This is a genomic window from Ereboglobus sp. PH5-5 (assembly GCF_029504805.1).
Taxonomy (GTDB): domain Bacteria; phylum Verrucomicrobiota; class Verrucomicrobiia; order Opitutales; family Opitutaceae; genus Ereboglobus.
On the sequence record NZ_JAQFIT010000017.1, the window covers coordinates 1 to 17,327 of the forward strand.

Consider the following 17,327-nt stretch of genomic DNA (forward strand, 5'->3'; position numbering starts at 1 on the left):
CAACCCTCACGAAAGAACCAACAACAAAACAACACATAACCTTCCTCCGCCGGCTATATGCTTTTTAAAATGTGCGAAACTTGACGGACACTACCATTTTAGCTTATCTAAATTCAGCACTTTGTGATTGGCAATTTGGAAAAATTTGTGCAACATCCGGAACAGGAACACGACGTTGGATAAAGCAATATATTGAACAAATTCGGATACCTTTTCCAAAGCCTGAAACAGAAAGACGAATTCAACAACTCGCCATGGATATTGGTAAGGTAACTTCTGAGGAAAAGGTGAATTTATCAGCTGAAATCGACAAACAAATTTTCGCTTTATCCGATCTCACAAAGGAAGAACGTGAGTTTGTAAATAATTGCGTTCCAATTCATTGAATCCAAAACAATCTTCAATAGATTTCTCAATCTGTATTTGCCCAAAGGTTGTTTTTGTCTGCAATTCGCTCATAATAAGTTTTGCGAGTTGACCGTGCTTTGACTTTTCAATTTGTGGCACAGGGAGCACCTCTACAAACTGTCGAAGCCATCGCCAACCGGTTTGGTCAAGGCGCGAGCAAATCGTATCAAGATAAAATAAAATTGCCTTGCTGTTCAGAAACGCAAGTAATAGTTCATAACCGATTACACTTTCCGCTTTTTTATTCAATATCAAAATGTAGCCAGTATTACTGACACAATAGTTGCCACAATCGAAAGTAAAAGCATTGCCAGTTCTAGCAAGCTCCGCCCATATGATTTTCGGTTTAGAAAAATCCTCCCAATAACCTATCTGATCTTGGGTTTCAAACCACTTATTGCCGGTCTTTTTTCGTGCAGTGATTCTTTTTCCATCGATGATGTAAGATTTACCCGTTTGCTCGACGCGCTCCATTCCAAAAGAAAGAAGATGAGCTTTTACAGCAGGATATCTCTCGATGTCTATCTTCAGAGCGGGGAATGTTGCAATGATATAGAGACTTGCCCATGTGTATGAATACCGTTTGATGTCCCTGCCGCGAAGAATGGGTCGTATCCTTTCGACACGCCGCTTTGTATCTTTGCTGTTAATTCTGTGAAAGCCAATGATCGCGCGCCCTATGAACTACGGCTACATCCGCGTCAGCACCGACAAACAAACCGTTGAAAATCAACGCTACGAAATCAACCGCTTTTGTGAGCGGGAAAATATCGTCATCGACCACTGGATTGAGGAAACAATTTCCGGTTCCAAGGAACCCGAAAAACGCAAACTCGGCCCCGTGCTCTCCAAGCTCCAAAAAAGTGATATCCTCATCTGCGCCGAACTTTCCCGACTCGGCCGCAGCCTGCTCATGATCATGGACATCCTCAATCAGTGCCTCAAACGTGAAGTCCACATTTGGACAATCAAGGATAACTATCGCCTCGGCACGGACATCAGTTCCAAAGTCCTCGCCTTTGCCTTCGGCCTCTCCGCCGAAATCGAGCGCAACCTCATCTCCCAGCGCACCAGGGAAGCGCTTGCCCGCCGTCGGGCCGAGGGAGTCATCCTGGGCCGTCCCAAGGGACGCAGAAGCTCCCGCGTGAAGCTCACCGGACGCGAAGACGACATCCTCCGCCTGCTCAAGCGCGGCCAATCCAAGACCCGTATCGCCCGTCGCCTAAAAGTCCACCGCATCACCCTCGCCAACTTCATCCGCGACAAACACTTGGCAGTCGGCTGACTTGCTTCCCTGCACGGTCGTGTTATCCGAGAATTGACATAAACCCATATTCCCATATTTATGTCTCGCAATGAAGACAACCATTGACCTCCCCGACGATCTTTTTGAGCAAACGAAAATCGCCGCTGTGAAACGTCGCACGACCATTAAGGATATTGTCATCCAAGGCTTGGAACACGTTCTCAGGGATGAGGAGAAGGCCAAGCCTCCCGCTAGCGCGCTTGCCCGCCTTCGCCGGGGCTATCACCTCGGCGGCAAACCCTTGACCCGCGACGAAACCCATGCCCGCTGAGCGTTTTCTCGACACCAACATCCTCCTCTATGGCTACGACTTGGACTCGCCCGCCAAGCGGACAGTCGCACAAGCCCTTTTGGAGCGCGCGTGGCTTGAGCCGGGCAGCACGGCGATCAGCGTGCAAGTGCTGCAGGAGTTTTATGTCAATTTTGTGCGTTGCGGCCACAAGGCTGCCGAGGCGGCCACACTCATCAACGATTTTTGCAAGTGGCCGGTGACGGACAATTCCCTTGCGCTCTTTCGGCTTGGCCTTTCCGTGCAAAAACAATGGCAGCTTTCGCTTTGGGATGCCATGATCGTGGCGGCTGCGCAAATGAGCGGCGCGCAAGAGTTATACACCGAAGACCTCAACCACGGACAATGTTACGGTGATGTCCGCGTGATAAATCCTTTTGTTTCGACTATTCGTTGATTCAAATGGAGCTCGAACGTCAGTCACCATGAAACTCGCTCTGAAAATTGACATCGATACGGAACGCGGCACGCGTGTCGGCGTGCCGGCGCTGGTGGCGCTGTTGCGCGAATTTTCGATTCCGGCGTGTTTTTTGTTTTCGCTCGGGCCGGACAACACGGGCAAGGCGATCAGGCGGGTGTTTCGCCCGGGGTTTTTTAAGAAGGTCAGCCGCACGTCCGTCGTGAGCATGTATGGCGTGCGGACGCTGCTCAACGGCACGTTGCTGCCCGCGCCGCATATCGGGCGCAAACACGCGGGCGTCATGCGCGCGGTGCGCGAGGCGGGGTTCGAGACGGGCATCCATTGCAACGACCATTTTCGCTGGCAGGATTACGTGCGCACCATGCCGATCGAAAAGGTGCGCGCGGAGTTCGGCGCCGCGCTTGCGGAATACGAGCGCATTTTTGGCACGCGCGCGCTTACCGCGGGCGCGCCGGGCTGGCAGACTTGCGTAAACGCGCGCCAGGTTTACGACGAGGCGGACTTGCTTTACTCAAGCGACACGCGCGGGCGCGCGCCGTTTTTCCCGCGCATCGACGGGCGTGTTTTTAACACGCTCGAAATCCCGAGCACGCTGCCGACGTTCGACGAGTTGCTGGGCCGTCCCGAGTTTCCCGACGACAAGATCGTGGCGCACTACATGAGCTTGTTGCGCGAGGATGCGTTGAATGTGTTCACGCTGCACGCCGAGATCGAGGGCATGATGAAGGCGCCGCTTTTTCGCGCGCTGCTCGAGGCCTGTCGCGAGGCGGGCGTGGAGTTTGTCCGCCTCGACGATTGCGCGCGCGAGTTGCTCAAATCCCGCGGGACAATTCCCGTGCGCGACATCGTCATGGCAGAGATCGACGGGCGCTCGGGGTTCGTCGCGACGGAGGGCGAATAGCGCGGTCGGTCGGCCGGTTACTGGTTTCTCGGCCAGCTTATTTTAAATCATACCGAAGAAGCGCCGCGTTTTTGTTCTCCTCAGTTACGAAAATGGTTTTTCCGTCGCTCGAAAAACACACGGCCTCGGCCTGGCCGAGTTTGTGCGGGGGCAGCACGAGCGGGTTGCGCACGAGCGCGGAGAACCAGCTTTCGCCTTCGCGTCGCGCATATAAAAGCACGTTGCCGTAGGTCAGCACGACCGCCGAGCGTCCGTCGGGCGAAAAATCCATTCCGGTCGGTTGTCCGCGGAAGCGTCCCGTCGGCACGGGCAGCAGGTTTTGCACGGACGATGTTTGGGGCAACAGGGCGATTTTTCCCAACTCCCAAGCAATTTGCGGCACGCCTGCGGCCTCCGGTTTTAGCGGCACGGAGAACAGGCGGTTCGGTGTTTCGCGTTTTGTCAGCAGGTAGATTTTTCCGTCGTTTCCGTCGCCTTTTGCGCCCGGATCGACCGCCACCGCCTCGCAGTCGTGCGGTTTGTCGGGATACGAGATCGGCACGTTCCACGCCACTTGCACCACGAGTTCTTTTGCAGGGGAAAGTTGCGCGATGTCCGGTTCCTCGATCACGTAGAGGCTGCAATTTTTTCGCCTCGCGTTGTTGTCGCCCGTGTCGGCCACGAGCAGGTGCGCGCGTCCGCCAATTGTGAACGAGGCCATGTCCTCCCAGTCGATGTTGTCCGCGCCCGCGAGCCAGACCGAGCCGAGAAAACGGCCGTCGGTTCCGATCGCATAGAGCACGGGATCGTTGCCGCTGTCGTTATGCGTCCAGAGCACGCCGTTTGTTTTTCGCGACGCCGCCAGCCCGCTTGCCTCGTTGATTTTCGGGTTGGCGAGTTTGCCGGCGCGCACGACCTCCGCGGATGCGAACTGGCCGCCCGCGGCAGCCGCGGCCGGAGCCGGCGCGCGCGAGCAGCCGGCGTGTATCAACAAAATGGATACGCACATCGCGCGCGCAAAAATTCCGAGGCCGCGCGTGTGTGTGTTGCCTGCGCCCGCGCCTTTTTCCGCCGAAGCCATGCCCGTGGCGTTCACGATCAATACGCGCCCGGCGCCTTTGCCGCCGGGCCGCCCTTGAACTCGGCAAGAAGCGCGCCCGCGTTTGAGGTGCCGAGCCGTGACGCGCCCGCTTCGATCAGGGCGAGGGCGTCCGTGAGCGTTTTGATGCCGCCCGCCGCCTTCAATTTGATTCGCCAGTTGTTCAGGTCGCGGCGGTTTTTTGCCCATAGTTCGATTTGTTCGCGTTTCGCGCCCGCGGAGCCGAATCCGGTGGATGTTTTGATGAAGTCCGCGCCGGCGTCCTCGCACATTTTCAGCGCATCGAGCATTTGTGTTTCCGTGAGGAAGCAGTTTTCCGTGATCACCTTGATTAATTGTCCGTTGGCATGCGCGACGCGCGTCAGCTCGACCAGCTCCGCCAGCACGTCCGCGCCGCGGCCCGCGCGCAATGCCGCGTAGTCCATCACGATGTCCACCTCGTGCGCGCCCGCCCGCGCCATTGCGTTGATTTCGGCCTCCTTTGCGGCCGTGGTGAAGCGTCCGCTCGGAAAACCGACCACCGTGCCGATTCGCATTTTGGAGCCCGCGAGCACGCGCGCCGCGAGCGGCACGCTTGTCGGGTAAATCATCACGCAGGCAAACCCGCCCTCGACGGCCTCTCGGCAAAGCGCCTCGATGTCGGCCTCGGTGGCGTCGAGGCGAAGGTTGGTGGAGTCGAGCGTGGCGGCAAATTCGGCGGGAGTCAGGCTCATGGGAAATGGGAAAAGCGGGTTTGTTTGTTGGATTGCGCCCGATTGAACCTTTTTGCCCATTAATCGCAACTCCAGCTTTACGCACGCGCCCCGCCCGCCTACGCTGCACATTTATTTTACAACCATGATTATTCCGAAACCCGCACGTCTGTCGCCCGAACAACTCGCCGAGATATCCGCAATCGTCGAGCCCTTTGGCTGCCGCATTCAGCCCATCATAGGAGCCGTGCGCAATATTTATGCCATCGTGGGGGATGAGCGCGACGAGCTCATGACCAACCGCCTCGAGGGGCTTCCCTACATTGAGCGCGTGGACAAGATGCAGTCGCCCTACAAGCTCATGGACCGGCGCTCCTCGCTTTCGGGCAACAAGATCAAAATCGGCAACCTCACCATCGGCGAGGATCTGCTCGTCATCGCGGGCCAGTGCACCATCGATCCCAAGAATCCGAATTACTTTTACGAAACCGCCCACGCCGTGAAGGAAGCCGGCGCCAACTCCATCCGCGGCGGCGTTTGGAAACCGCGCACCAATCCCTATTCGTTTCAAGGCGACAACAAGTCGCTCGACATTCTCATGGAGGCGCACCGTCGCACCGGACTTCCCGTCGATGCCGAGGTGATGGACGAACACCAGCTCCACCTGGCCATTGAGGCCGGCGTGCACATGCTCCAAGTCGGCGCGCGCAACGCCCTCAACTACTCGCTCCTCCGCGCCATCGGCGGCGCCGTTGCCAGCCGCCCCTCGACCGTCGTGCTCCTCAAGCGCTCCATCCACATGGGGCCGCTCAACGAGTTCATTTCCGCCGCCGAGTATATTGCCGCCTTTGGCAACCCCAACATCCTGCTTTGCCCGCGCGGCACCTCGCCCGCCATCGACGGCTACCGCAATCATCCCGACGAATCCATCACGCCCCTGCTCAAGGAGAAAACCTGGGCGCCCGTCGTGGTCGATCCCTCGCATTCCGTCGGCAAGGCCGCCTATGTGCCCGCCTGCGCGCTCGCCGCCGTCGCCTATGGGGCCGACGGGCTTTGCATCGAATCGCACGTCTCGCCCAGCAAGGGCATAGGCGACGATCCCAAGCAGGCGCTCACGCCGGAAGTGCTCGCTTACACCATCCGCGAGGCCCGCCAGCTTTGGGCCGCGCGCCGCGAAGCCCGCGCTCACGCGCCCGAGGGGATTTCATCAGCAAAATAAAAAAACACGCCCAATCCGGCCGGTCAGTTTGATCAACCGGGCCCGACCGATCTTTATGATTTTCCGAAAACTCTCCGCGCCCGTCCTCGCGGCACTCGCCGTTTCCGCGCTCCAGCCAGCCGGCTTTTGCGCTCCTGTTGCCTTGGAGGAAAGCGCGGCGGAATCGGCGCCCCGGGCCGCCACTTCAAGCAAGGCGGTTTTTGCGCCGCCGCGTCCGTCAGCTTTTTCGCTAGGGCGCGTCAGGCTCAAGAACGGCTCCGCCATCCAGGGCGACATTATTGCCGAGCGCGCGGACCGGGTCATCGTCGATCTCGGATTTGATGTTGTCGCGATTCCCCGGGACGACATTGACAGCGTCACCACCGAGGCCGCGGGGGATTTTTCCGACAACGCAGAAACCGAAACCGGCGACTCCGCGCTTTTCCGCACCGCGCCCAACCAGCCCGCCCTCACCGTCAAGGAAAACGTCTCCCGCGTCGGCGAAGCCGTTGTGCAAATCCGCACGCCCACGGGGCTCGGCTCCGGCTTCATCATCGATCCCGCCGGCTACATTGTCACCAACCAGCACGTCATCGCCGGCGAATACAATATCTCCGTCACACTCTTTCGCAGCGGACGCAACGAACTCGAAAAAGTCGTTTATCATAAAATCCGCATCGTCGCGCTCGACCCGCGACTCGACCTCGCCCTTCTCAAAATAGAGGACCTCCCCGCCGCCGTGACGCTCCCCACGCTTCCCCTCGGCGATTCCAACACCCTCAATGAAGGCCAGACCGTCTTCGCCATCGGCAGCCCGCTCGGACTCGACCGCACCGTCTCGCAGGGCATCGTCAGCAGCCGCAACCGCCCCCTCGGCGGTCAGCTCTACATCCAGACCACCACGCAAATTAATCCCGGCAATTCCGGCGGCCCGCTCTTCAACCTCCAAGGCGAAGTGGTTGGCGTGAACAACATGAAACCCATGATCACCGGTGTCGAGGGGCTCGGCTTCTCGATTCCCGCCGCCGTCCTCAAAAACTTCCTCCGCAACCGCGACGCCTACGCCTTCGACGCCCGCAACCCCAACTCCGGTTATCGCTACCTGGAGCCCCCGCGCATCCTCAAGACCAGCGGCACCGCCAACTCTGAACAGTGAGCACCATTCCAAATCCAAACCGCATGAAAAAAACATCCACCTCCGCCTTCCGCATCGTCCTTCTCGTCGCCTGCGGTTTTGTTCTCTCCGCCTTTCGCGTGACGGCGGTCGCATCCACGCCGCTCATCAACCTTGTGGGCGAGGACGCGGCCTTTGTCATGATCGCGCACGACGCCCCTAAAATAGTGAAATCCTACAAGGACGGTCCGTGGCTCGAAATGTGGAACGACGATCAAATCAAGCGCTTTCTCGCGCCGCTCCACGCCAAATTGAAAAGCGAGGAATGGGATGAAAAAGTGAAAGCCAAAACCGGCCTCACGATTGAGGAGCTTTTGGGCCTTGTTCAGGGCGACTATCTCATCGCGCTCAAAAGCATGCCCGCAAACATCGACAAGGTTTCCAGTGAAGACATGCCCCTGATCATCGCCGCGGAAATCGGCGACAACAAAGCCAGGGTCGAAAAACTCATTGCCACTCTTGTTTCCGAAAAAAGCGCGTCGCGCACAACAGACTCCGAGGACTACGCGGGCGTCACCATCAACATCATCAAAAACACCGGCAAAGCCGACGGCGCCGAAAACACCGCCTGGGCCATTGTCGACAAGACATTCCTGCTCAGCCCCTCGAAGGCCGCGATCATCTCGACCATCGAGGCCATTAAAAACGGCGGCGCGGAAAACGCCTTCGGCAAATCCGAGCGCTACCTGCGCATGCGTCAGAGAACCGGCGACGCGCAAGTCATGTATGCGGTGAACTTCCAGGCGATCTACCCCGCGATCAACGCCGCCTTTGCAAAAAAAGCGGCCTCCGGCGGTCGCGACGCCGCTTATGTTGATTACACAACCCTCGCGTCCGTTCTCGGCTTCAATGCGCTCAAGGATATTTATTTCGGGGCCAATTACGGCACCGACAACGTCACCGCGAGCGGTGCCATCACTTACACCGAGCGCCGTGGCCTTCTGAGCCTGCTCACATTCGGCGACGGTGCCGTGAAAATCCCCGAATACGCCTCCGCCGACTGGCCGACGGTCAGTGTTGTCAACTACAGCATCCCGCGGGCGTTCACCGCGCTTGAGCAACTCCTCGAGGCCGTCAACCCCGGCGTCTCGATGATGATTCAGGGCCAGCTCGAAAGCGCCAAGCAACGCCTCGGCATCGACATCAAGCGCGACCTCATCGAAACCCTCGGCGAGCAAATTGTGAGCGCCAACATTCTCCCCGCCGGCGTGACGGCCAACGACACCGGCTTCAGCGAAAAAATCGGCCTCCTCTATGTGATCTCGCTCAAGGACGCGCGCACATTCCAGAACGCGATCGAAACCCTCAAGCGCTCCACCGGCCTCGAAAACCATCCCATGCTCGTCCAGCGCGAATACCTCGGCAACACAATCACCACGATCAACACGGGCGCCAAGCAAGTCAGCTACACGATTGCGCGAAACCAGCTCGTCGTCGGAATCGGCTCGCCCACGATTGTTGAGTTCCTTGTGCAAAACCTCGTCAACGGCACCACCGCGCCCCTCGCCGAGCGAAACGACGTGCGCGAAAACTTCGCCGCCGCGCCCGCCGACACGGTCTCCTTCAGCGTGCAAAACACCGCCTTCACCTTCCGCCTGCTTTGTGACGCCTTCGCGGCGCTGCCGCAGTTGAGCGAATACTTGGATTCCTCCGCCACACCCGGCGTCGAGTTTTTTGAAAAACATTTCGGTAACAGTTACGGCTGGATGACCTCCGAATCCGACGGACTCTACTTCACGTCAAAGATGTTTTATAAAAAGTAAGAAATATGAAGATTATGAGAGACCTTTTGGGGTGCGGTGGCAGCGTGACGCGGCGCCGCGGCTTCAAGCAAAACACCAGCCTGCCGCCACCCGCAAAACCGGTGTCGCCGACGCTCCGCGCCCTGGCTCTTTGGCATTCCGGCCTTCTCCTTTCAGTCCTTCAGCCCTTCAGTCCTTCAGCCCTTTCAGCGCAATCTCCGCTCGCGCTCACCGGCCCCGAGGTTGTGAAACTCGACTGGGGCACGCGCTCGCTTCAAGTCGCCGACCTCAACGGCGACGGCCTGCCCGACATCGCCGTCGCGAACAACGACCGCTCCACCATCGAACTCCTTTACCAGCTCAAGCCCGGCGAGCCGCCTCCCCGCGTTCCCGCCTCGCTCAGCCCCAATCGCTGGGAGCCCGTTGTCGAGGACGCCCGCTTCCGCAAGGCCACCATCACCACCGGTGTCGTCATGTTCGACCTCTGCGCCGGCGACCTCAACGGCGACAAACTTCCCGACCTCGTTCACACCGGCTCGCCCCAGGCGCTTACGCTCCGCCTCCAGCAAACCGATGGCTCGTGGGTTGAGAAAAAAATCCCCGAGGCCCCCGCGCCCAACCAGCTTGTCGGTTCGCTCAAAATCGCCGACCTCGACGGCGACGGTCGCGCCGATCTCGCCATGCTCGGCAAAAACGAACTCGCCGTTTTTTATCAAACGGACGGCGGCACCCTCGCCGCGCCCGAACGCTACACGCTTCCCGACAACAACTGCTACGGCCTCGAGGTTTGCGATGTCGATGGCGACGGGCTCGCGGACCTTGTTTACCTCTGCAACGGCGCGCGCCAGACAGTTCGCGTCCGCCTCCAAACCCCGTCTCGCCAGTTCGGCCCCGAGCTTTCCTACGAAATCAAGCACTCCCGCTGCACGCTGCAAATCCTGCAACAAGCCGACGCCAAAACCGGCCGCCACGCCATCTTTGCCTTTGCGCAAGACGGCACCGGCCAGCTGGAGGAATTCACCCTCAAGCCTGGCGACGCCTCCTCCGGGACCGTCGGGTTCCAGCCGGGCGCCACGCCGCTTCCTTCCCTCAATCCCCGCATCTTCAGCCCCCGTCCCGGCGCAAAAACCCCCGCCGCCTACGCCATCGGCAATTTCACCGCCGAGCCCAAACCCCGCGCCTCGCTTCCCCAAAAAACATCCTCGCGTTTTCCCGGCCCCGACATCGTCGTTTCCGATCCCGACGCCGCGCAAATTTATCTCTATGCGCGCCAGCCCGACGGCGGTTTCACCACGGCAAAAAAATCACCCGTGTTTTCCGACGCGCGCGCCCTCGCCGCGGGCGATTGGTATGACGAAGGCCGCGATGCGCTCTTCATCGGCAGTCCCAAGGAACAGGCCGTCGGCGTTTCCCGCCACATTGACGGACGCTTCGAGTATCCCAAGCCGCTTCCCGTTACCGGGCGCCCCCTCGACGTTGCCTACGGTGATTTCGACGGTCTTGGGCAAAAACTTCTAGCCGTTCTTCTTGAGAACAAAGGCAAGCGTTCCATCGAACTCTGGTCGCGCGACGGCGACACAGCCAAACTCGAGCACACCATCCCGATCACCAACCTCAAGACCGACCCGCGCGCGCTCCGCCTCCTCGACGCCAACCAGGACGGCAAGCTCGACATCGCCGTATTCACCCCGCTCGACGCCATGCGCCTCTACGTGCAGGGAGACGGCCTCGAATTCACCGAGGCCAGCGCTGACGCCGGGTTCCGCCGCAGCCTTGTGGACAAACTCGAATCCTCCGCGCTCATGCTTGGCGATATCGACGGCGACGGCAAACACGTGCTAGTCACCGCTCATTCCGGATTTGCCCGCGCACTCCGGCTCGACGCCTCCGGCGGCCTTCAAGTCATCGAGCAATTCAATGCCCGCGATCCCAACACCGAGGTCGCCGCAGTCCTTGTCATTCCCGAGGAGCCCTCGCCCGTCACCGCCTCCGACTGGCAAAAACCCGGCCTTGGCGCGACGGCGTCCAAATCCAAAACCCGGAATCCAAAATCCAGGATCACAGTGGTTCTCTACGATCGCAAATCCGAGCAATTCCAAATCCTGCGTCCCGACGACGGCGGGTTGTATCAAATAGTGGATACGATCCCCGCCGGAAAAATCGAGGTCACGGGGGCCGAGGTTCTTCCCTCCACCAACGAGGCGTTCATTTTCGGGCGCGACCGCTTCTGGTGGCTCCCGCTGGGACGGCGCGACTTCGCCGCCTCCACGCTTTCCACGCACACCACCGACCTTCCCGGCATCAGTTATGCCGACATCATCGCCGGCGATCTCGTTGGCGACGGCCGGCCCGAAATCATTTGCGTTGATCCCGCGAAAAACCTTCTCGAAATCCTGCGCCGCGACGCCGGCGGCATGCGCTGGGACAGCGTCATGCACTTCAAGGTTTTCGAAATCGACCAGCACTATCAGGGCCGTCGCGGCGGGCAGTTAGAGCCGCGCGAAACCGTGATCGCCGACATCACCGGCGACGGCAAAAAATCAATCCTCCTCCTCGTTCACGACCGCCTGCTCATCTATCCGCAAGAGTGATGCCGCAAAACGCCGGCGGATTGCGCCGGGGGGGAATTTTTTGGCCGGGCGTGCCGGAGCATGCCCCGATCAGCGCCCGGGGTTTCTACGCCATCGCGAAATCCATCTGGCGTTTGGTGCGGTCCACTTTTTTCACAACGACGGTGATGTGCTCGCCAACCTTGAGGTGTTTCTTGGTTTTGCGCCCGACGAAAGCCGTGTTGCTCGCGTTCGGGAAATAAACGTCGCCCGTAAAACTGTCCTTGTTGATGAAGCCGAAGCTCATCGACTCGGTCAGCTCGATGAAGATACCCGCGCCGCGCACATCGGTGATGACCGCGTCGAACTTGGTTTTCTTTTTCTTGGAGAGTTCGCGCTCGAAAAATTCGAGTGTTTTGATCTTCACGCTCTCACGCTCGGCCTCGGCGCTGTTGGTTTCGGTGAGGCTGAGGTGCTCGCCGAGCGAGGCCATGCTGCCGGCGCTGTAGCCGAATTTGTAATCGGCGGGAACGGGGTGCCCGGCGTGCTTGATGAGGTAATACGCGAGGACGCGGTGCACGACGAGGTCGGAGTAGCGGCGGATGGGCGAGGTGAAGTGCGTGTAGTCCTTTTTCGCGAGCCCGTAGTGGCCGTCGGGCGTGGCGCGGTAGCAGGCTTTTTTCAAGCTGCGCAAGAGCTGGCTGCGGAGCACGTAGCCCTGCGGGTGTTTTTCGAGGGCGGCGAGCACCTTGACGATTTCCTTGCGCTGCGTGAGGTCGCCGGCCTCGACGCCGGCGGTGGCGAGAACCTTTTGGTATTCGATGAGCTTGTCCTCGTCGGGTTCGTCGTGCACGCGGTAGAGCGAAACGAGCTTGTGCGCGCGCGTGAGGCGCGCGACGGCCTCGTTGGCGGCGAGCATGAACTCCTCGATGAGCTGGTGGCTTTCGTCGTTTTCGATGCGCTCGAGCCGGTCGGCGTAGCCTTTCTCATCAACGAAAATTTTCGTTTCGGGCATGTCTAGGTCGAGCGAACCGCGCGCCATGCGTTCGCGGCGGAGCTTGGCGGCGATTTTCCAGAGGCTGCGCAACCAGTGCTGCAAGTCCACGAGCTCGAGGTCGGTCAGTTCCTTGAGCGCGCGCCCGGTCGAGCCGGTTTGGTGCGCGGGCGGAACGGGAAGCGCGCGGATTTTCGCAATGCTGTTTTCAAACATGAACGCGTAGGCCTGTTTGTAGGTGAGGCGCTTGCGCGAGCGGATGACTGTGCTGGCAAAGGTGGTGTTGGTGACGCGGAGTTTTTTGTCGAAGGTGAGGAAGACCGCCTTGCAGAGACGGTCCTGCCCCTCGACGAGCGAGCAAAGTCCGTTGGAGAGTTTTTGGGGCAGCATCGGAATGACGGTGCCGACGAGGTAGGTGGAGTTGCCCCGGCCCCGCGCCTCGCGATCGAGCGCGGTGCCGGGGCGCACGTAGTTGGAAACGTCGGCGATGTGGATGCCGACGCGCGTCTCGTCGTTGTCGAGCGTCTCGATGGAGAGCGCGTCGTCGAAATCCTTCGCGTCGTCGGGGTCGATGGTGAACGTCGGCGTGTCGCGGTAGTCGAGGCGTCCGGGAAGTTGCGTCGCGACGACCTCGGAGGGAAGCGCGGCGACTTCGCGCTCGACGTCGGCGGGGAACTTCGGGTCGAGGTGGTGTTTTATGAGAATGCCCGCGAGCTCCGCGCCCGGCTCGAAGGTTTTTCCGAGGCATTGCGTGATTTTGCCCTCGAGCGGTTTGTGGCGCGCGGTCCATTCGGAGAGTGCGACGACGACCTTGTCACCGGGGCCGGGCACGGGCTTGATGCGGCTCGCGGCGGGATCACCGACGGCGATGTCCTGCACGAAACGCGGGTCGTCCACGTTGACGTAGAATTTGTTGCGGATGCGCACGAGGTTGCCGACGACGGTGTTGCTGGCGCGCTCGACGATCGACGCGACGCGGCCCTGCGGCTCGGGCGGGCGGCCGTTGCGCGCGCGCGACATTCGCGGGGAGATTTTTACGAGCACCTTGTCGCCGTGGAGCGCGACGCCGGTGTCCTCGGGCGCGATTTGGATGGCGGGTTCGTCGAGAGTGTTTGCGCCGGCGCGGCCGGGCATCGGATCGAGGATGACAAACGCCGAGCCGCCCTGGCGGAACATGATTTTGCCCGTGCGCGTGTCGTCCTCGCCCGCGAGCGCGAGGCGGTCGCCCTGCACGTAAACGATGCCGCCCTTGGAGAGGAGCTGGCGGATTTCAAACTTGAGCGAGTTGCGCTCCTTTTTATTGAGCGCGAGCGAGTGCCCGAGCGCCTTGATGTCCTGCGGCCTGTAATGGCGTTGGCGCAGATGTGCGAGTATGCGGTCGCGAAGTTTCATATAAATGCGGAATGTGGATTTTCAGGCTGCTTCGTAAGCGGAGTGCGAAAAAGAGGGGGCGAATGGTTCAGTTATTCACCGGCAAATTTTTTCCGGCCCAACACTCCCGAATGGATGGGGAGGGGTTGGCCCGCCACGGGCGGCGCATGATGAAGATGTCGTTTGGGTTTCCAAAAGATTGGTGTTGGAGGCAAGGAATCACCTCTCATGCGTTGTTGCCATGAAAATCTTCCCGGCCTGTCGCGAAAGCGAACGGCTGCCGGGTATCGCGCAAACATTCATGCTGGCAAAAACGGGAGCAATCCTGCTACTGCTTTTTTCATCTGCTGCCCGAGTGGCGGAATGGTAGACGCTGGGGACTTAAAATCCCTTGCCTGAAAAGGTGTGCGGGTTCGAGTCCCGCCTCGGGCACCATTTTGGAAGGGTTGTTGCTTCGCGCGGGCGCGCCCAGGCGCCCGATCCCACGGCAAGCCGGCGCGCGGGGTTTCGCAAAAAAGATTTGGCGCGGGTTTTTTAGAACAGGCCGTTGGCGACGACGCCGACGGCGGTGATGGGGCCGGAGTCGGCGAAGCCGTCCATGGCGCGATCGACTTTGCGCAACGTCGCCTTGGCGTCGCGCACGAGGTTGTCGTTCGTGATGAGCTGGCCGAAGCTGCTTTCGTCGCTGTTCATTTTGTTCGTGATGTCGCTGATGTTCTTGACGGCGACTTTCAGGTTTTGCGCGGTGGCCTCGTCGTAGATGAGCGTGCCGATGGCGCCGCGGCCGCTTTTCACGTCGGCTATGATTGTCTGCGTTTCGCCGATGAAGCCCTTCGCCTCGGTGGCGGCGTTTTTGATTTCGGTGACCGCGGCGAGGAGCTGGTCGTAGGCCGCCGGGTCGTTGATGAGCTTGGCGAGGGTGCCGTCGCCGGCGCGGATTTTCTCGGTGATTTCGTTGAGGTTCGCGATGGAGGCGTTGAGGTTGGCGCGGTTTTCGTTGACGAGGTTGTTGACGTTGGTGATGAGGCCGGGGGAGCCGTCGGGGTTGTCGCTGAAGGCGGCGCCGATTTTGCCGACGGCGACCTTGATGTCGGCCCCGAGTTCGCCGAGGTCGGACATGATTTTGTTGAAGTCGGGGACTTCGTGCGTGCGGAGGCTGTCGCCGGGCGCGACGGTGCCGGAGGCGGGGGTGCCGAGGTCGAGCGAGATGTAGTTCGAGCCGATGAGGCCGGAGGTGGCGATGGTGGCGACGCAGTCCTTGTGGATGGGGACTTCCTTCTTGATGCTGAGGACGGCCTCGGCGCGTCCGTTGTTGATGCGCACCGCGGTGACGGCGCCGATGGTCACGCCGGCCATGCGCACTTCGTTGCCGACTTTGAGTTCGCGGACTGATTTGAAGGGGGCGGTGACTTCGTAGCCGTCCTTCACGTTGAAGCTGCCGGTGTGCAGCGCCTGGAATGTGATCCAGAGCAGCGCGATGCCGAGGACAAAAAAGATGCCCACGCGGGCGTTTGTTTGAGCTTGGTTCATGGTGAGTTGGTTTGCGTTTGGTGTTTAGAGTTGTGGAAAAGTGGCGGGTCGCGTCACGCGCCCATGGTTTTGTAGCGCGGGTTTTTGAGGTCGATTTTCGGGTGCATGAAGTCGGCGATTTCCGGGTTGTCGGTGTGCTGGAGTTCGCCGGGCGTGGTGAGCGAGAGGAGTTCGCCGCGCATGAGGATCGCAACGCGGTTCGAGATGGTGAGCGCGAGTTCGCGGTCGTGCGAGACGACGATGCTCGTGACTTGATACTGCTCCTTGAGCGTGGCGATGATTTCGCTGATGGTGGCGCTCATCACCGGGTCGAGCTCGGAGGTGGGTTCGTCGTAGAGGAGGAGTTGCGGTTCCATGACGAGGGCGCGGGCGATGGCGACGCGCTTTTTCATGCCGCCGGAGAGTTCGGCGGGGGATTTGTTGACGGCGTTTTCGAGCGAGAGAATTTTGAGGGCGCGCATGACGCGGTCGCGTATTTGCGCGTGCGTGCCGATGCGGTGCTCGAGCGGGTAGAGGGCGAGGTTGTCGTAAACGGAGAGCGAGTTGAAGAGCGCGCCGGCCTGGAAGACGAGCGCGATGGCGAAGCGGTCGCGCGTGTCGGGGTCGTGGGGGTCGCGGCCGTTGATTCGGATGGCGCCGGAGGTGGGCTGCTCGAGTCCGGCGATCTGGCGCAGGAGCACGCTTTTTCCGGAGCCGGAGGGACCCATGATGGTGAAAATTTCGCCGGGCTCGACTTTCAGCGAGATGTCGGTGAGCACGGTTTGCGGGCCGTATTTTTTAAAGACGTTGGAGACTTCGACGCCCACGGGCGCGCGCGCCTGGCCGATGCTCGCGGGCTGGCGCGGCTCGGATTGGAAGCGTTCCTTTTGGATTTCTTTTTTCATCGTGCGGGTGCGTGGTTGTCAGGAGGCGCCGAGGGCCTTGGTGATGAAGTAGTCTAGGCCGAGGATCGCGATGAGCGAATAGACGACCGAGTTGGTGACGGCGAAGCCGATTTCGCGCGGGCCGCCCTTGGTGCGCAGGCCGGTGTTGCACGCGATGAGGATGATGACGAAGCCGAAAATCTCGGCCTTGAGGAGGCTGTCGACCATCTTTTGCGTGGTGAGGAAGGCGCTCACGCTTTGAAAATATTCCGCGGGCTCGACGCCGATCACGCCGACGTATTTGCAAACGACCGCGCCGCCGATCCAGCCGATGACGATGCCGACCATCGTGAGTATCGGCATGTAGCCGAGCACCGCGAGCAGGCGCGGCAGCACGAGGAATCGCTCGGGCGGGATGTTCATGGTGACGAGCGCGTCCACTTCCTGGTAAACGCGCATCGAGGCGAGCTCGGCGGTGGTGGCGGAGGCGACGCGGCCCGCGACGAGGATGGCGACAAACACGGGCCCGAGTTCGCGCACGAGCGCCTCGCCGACGAGCGTGCCGATGAGTTGTTTCGCGCCGAAGTCCTGCAAGGTGAGGCCGGCCTGGAGCGCGAGCACCGCGCCGATGAAGAAGCTGAGGATCGACACGATGGGCAGCGACGCGTAGCCGCCTTGGAGCACGTGCTCGAAGGTGCGTTTGAGGATGCGCGGCGCCTGGGGCAGCATTCGAAAGGCGCGCAGCGCCATGATAACGGCGCCGCCGAGCCAGTCGAAAATTGTGATGATGCGGTTCATTGGAAATGCGGAG

General features: G+C 60.2%; 17 protein-coding genes and 1 tRNA gene. 11 read left to right on the forward strand and 7 right to left on the reverse strand.

Annotated features, from left to right (window positions below):
- Nucleotides 1-80: 80 nt before the first annotated feature.
- On the forward strand, nucleotides 81-386 hold the full coding sequence (locus M2103_RS11355) for a hypothetical protein (RefSeq protein WP_277510661.1): 306 nt from the start codon (nucleotides 81-83) through the stop codon (nucleotides 384-386).
- Here the strand turns inward: M2103_RS11355 and M2103_RS11360 are convergent.
- Nucleotides 337-1,089 carry a TaqI-like C-terminal specificity domain-containing protein gene (locus M2103_RS11360; protein WP_345783556.1) on the reverse strand — a complete coding sequence of 251 codons (753 nt, stop codon included), beginning with the start codon at nucleotides 1,087-1,089 and terminating at the stop codon, nucleotides 337-339. The genes M2103_RS11355 and M2103_RS11360 overlap by 50 nt on opposite strands.
- Between M2103_RS11360 and M2103_RS11365 the strand changes: the two genes are divergently transcribed.
- From M2103_RS11365 to M2103_RS11380, 4 genes are all read left to right on the forward strand, one after another.
- Nucleotides 1,088-1,693, forward strand: a complete 606-nt coding sequence (locus tag M2103_RS11365) for a master DNA invertase Mpi family serine-type recombinase (protein WP_345783557.1) — start codon at nucleotides 1,088-1,090, stop codon at nucleotides 1,691-1,693. The two genes, M2103_RS11360 and M2103_RS11365, sit on opposite strands and share 2 nt — an antisense overlap.
- Nucleotides 1,694-1,763: 70 nt before the next feature.
- Nucleotides 1,764-1,985, forward strand: a complete 222-nt coding sequence (locus M2103_RS11370; protein WP_277510664.1) for a hypothetical protein — start codon at nucleotides 1,764-1,766, stop codon at nucleotides 1,983-1,985.
- Nucleotides 1,975-2,400 carry a PIN domain-containing protein gene (locus M2103_RS11375; protein WP_277510666.1) on the forward strand — a complete coding sequence of 142 codons (426 nt, stop codon included), beginning with the start codon at nucleotides 1,975-1,977 and terminating at the stop codon, nucleotides 2,398-2,400. Before M2103_RS11370 ends, M2103_RS11375 begins: the two co-directional genes overlap by 11 nt.
- A 28-nt stretch (nucleotides 2,401-2,428) precedes the next feature.
- A complete protein-coding gene (locus M2103_RS11380; protein WP_277510667.1) occupies nucleotides 2,429-3,325 on the forward strand; it encodes a 4-deoxy-4-formamido-L-arabinose-phosphoundecaprenol deformylase in 897 nt (298 codons plus the stop codon).
- 37 nt (nucleotides 3,326-3,362) lie between these two features.
- Here the strand turns inward: M2103_RS11380 and M2103_RS11385 are convergent, their stop codons facing one another.
- Together M2103_RS11385 and deoC are read right to left on the reverse strand one after the other, a co-directional pair.
- On the reverse strand, nucleotides 3,363-4,400 hold the full coding sequence (locus M2103_RS11385; RefSeq protein ID WP_277510669.1) for a hypothetical protein: 1,038 nt from the start codon (nucleotides 4,398-4,400) through the stop codon (nucleotides 3,363-3,365).
- 2 nt (nucleotides 4,401-4,402) lie between these two features.
- Complete coding sequence (gene deoC, locus M2103_RS11390) at nucleotides 4,403-5,116, reverse strand: deoxyribose-phosphate aldolase (RefSeq protein ID WP_277510671.1); 714 nt, start codon at nucleotides 5,114-5,116, stop codon at nucleotides 4,403-4,405.
- Nucleotides 5,117-5,240: 124 nt separating this feature from the next.
- On the opposite strand from deoC, the gene M2103_RS11395 reads away from it, so the two are divergent.
- Genes M2103_RS11395 through M2103_RS11410 form a run of 4 tightly spaced genes read left to right on the forward strand, consistent with a single transcriptional unit; the run spans nucleotide 5,241 to nucleotide 11,800 of the window.
- Nucleotides 5,241-6,314: a 3-deoxy-D-arabino-heptulosonate 7-phosphate synthase gene (locus M2103_RS11395; RefSeq protein ID WP_277510673.1), complete on the forward strand. Its 1,074-nt coding sequence runs from the start codon at nucleotides 5,241-5,243 to the stop codon at nucleotides 6,312-6,314.
- 55 nt (nucleotides 6,315-6,369) lie between these two features.
- Nucleotides 6,370-7,449, forward strand: coding sequence for a trypsin-like peptidase domain-containing protein (locus M2103_RS11400; protein ID WP_277510674.1), 1,080 nt, complete (start codon nucleotides 6,370-6,372; stop codon nucleotides 7,447-7,449).
- Between the two features lie 23 nt (nucleotides 7,450-7,472).
- Nucleotides 7,473-9,230: a hypothetical protein gene (locus M2103_RS11405; RefSeq protein ID WP_277510675.1), complete on the forward strand. Its 1,758-nt coding sequence runs from the start codon at nucleotides 7,473-7,475 to the stop codon at nucleotides 9,228-9,230.
- Nucleotides 9,231-9,244: 14 nt separating this feature from the next.
- Nucleotides 9,245-11,800, forward strand: a complete 2,556-nt coding sequence (locus tag M2103_RS11410) for a VCBS repeat-containing protein (RefSeq protein WP_277510676.1) — start codon at nucleotides 9,245-9,247, stop codon at nucleotides 11,798-11,800.
- Between the two features lie 85 nt (nucleotides 11,801-11,885).
- Here M2103_RS11410 and M2103_RS11415 read toward each other — a convergent pair whose 3' ends face one another.
- Entirely contained in the window at nucleotides 11,886-14,144 is a 2,259-nt protein-coding gene (locus M2103_RS11415; RefSeq protein WP_277510677.1) for an RNB domain-containing ribonuclease, read from the reverse strand.
- A 220-nt stretch (nucleotides 14,145-14,364) separates the two neighbouring features.
- On the opposite strand from M2103_RS11415, the gene M2103_RS11420 reads away from it, so the two are divergent.
- Nucleotides 14,365-14,493: a hypothetical protein gene (locus tag M2103_RS11420; RefSeq protein WP_277510678.1), complete on the forward strand. Its 129-nt coding sequence runs from the start codon at nucleotides 14,365-14,367 to the stop codon at nucleotides 14,491-14,493.
- Nucleotides 14,473-14,558 (forward strand) — tRNA-Leu (locus M2103_RS11425). Before M2103_RS11420 ends, M2103_RS11425 begins: the two co-directional genes overlap by 21 nt.
- Before the next feature lie 99 nt (nucleotides 14,559-14,657).
- On the opposite strand, the gene M2103_RS11430 is transcribed toward M2103_RS11425, so the two are convergent.
- The 3 genes from M2103_RS11430 to M2103_RS11440 are packed head-to-tail and all read right to left on the reverse strand — an operon-like array spanning nucleotide 14,658 to nucleotide 17,314.
- The gene (locus M2103_RS11430) at nucleotides 14,658-15,653 is read right to left on the reverse strand and encodes an MlaD family protein (RefSeq protein ID WP_277510680.1); all 996 of its coding nucleotides are present in this window, start codon (nucleotides 15,651-15,653) and stop codon (nucleotides 14,658-14,660) included.
- A gap of 53 nt (nucleotides 15,654-15,706) precedes the next feature.
- The gene (locus M2103_RS11435; protein WP_277510681.1) at nucleotides 15,707-16,537 is read right to left on the reverse strand and encodes an ATP-binding cassette domain-containing protein; all 831 of its coding nucleotides are present in this window, start codon (nucleotides 16,535-16,537) and stop codon (nucleotides 15,707-15,709) included.
- 18 nt (nucleotides 16,538-16,555) lie between these two features.
- Nucleotides 16,556-17,314 (reverse strand): ABC transporter permease, encoded by a 759-nt coding sequence (locus tag M2103_RS11440; RefSeq protein WP_277510682.1) that lies wholly within the window; start codon nucleotides 17,312-17,314, stop codon nucleotides 16,556-16,558.
- Nucleotides 17,315-17,327 lie beyond the last annotated feature (13 nt).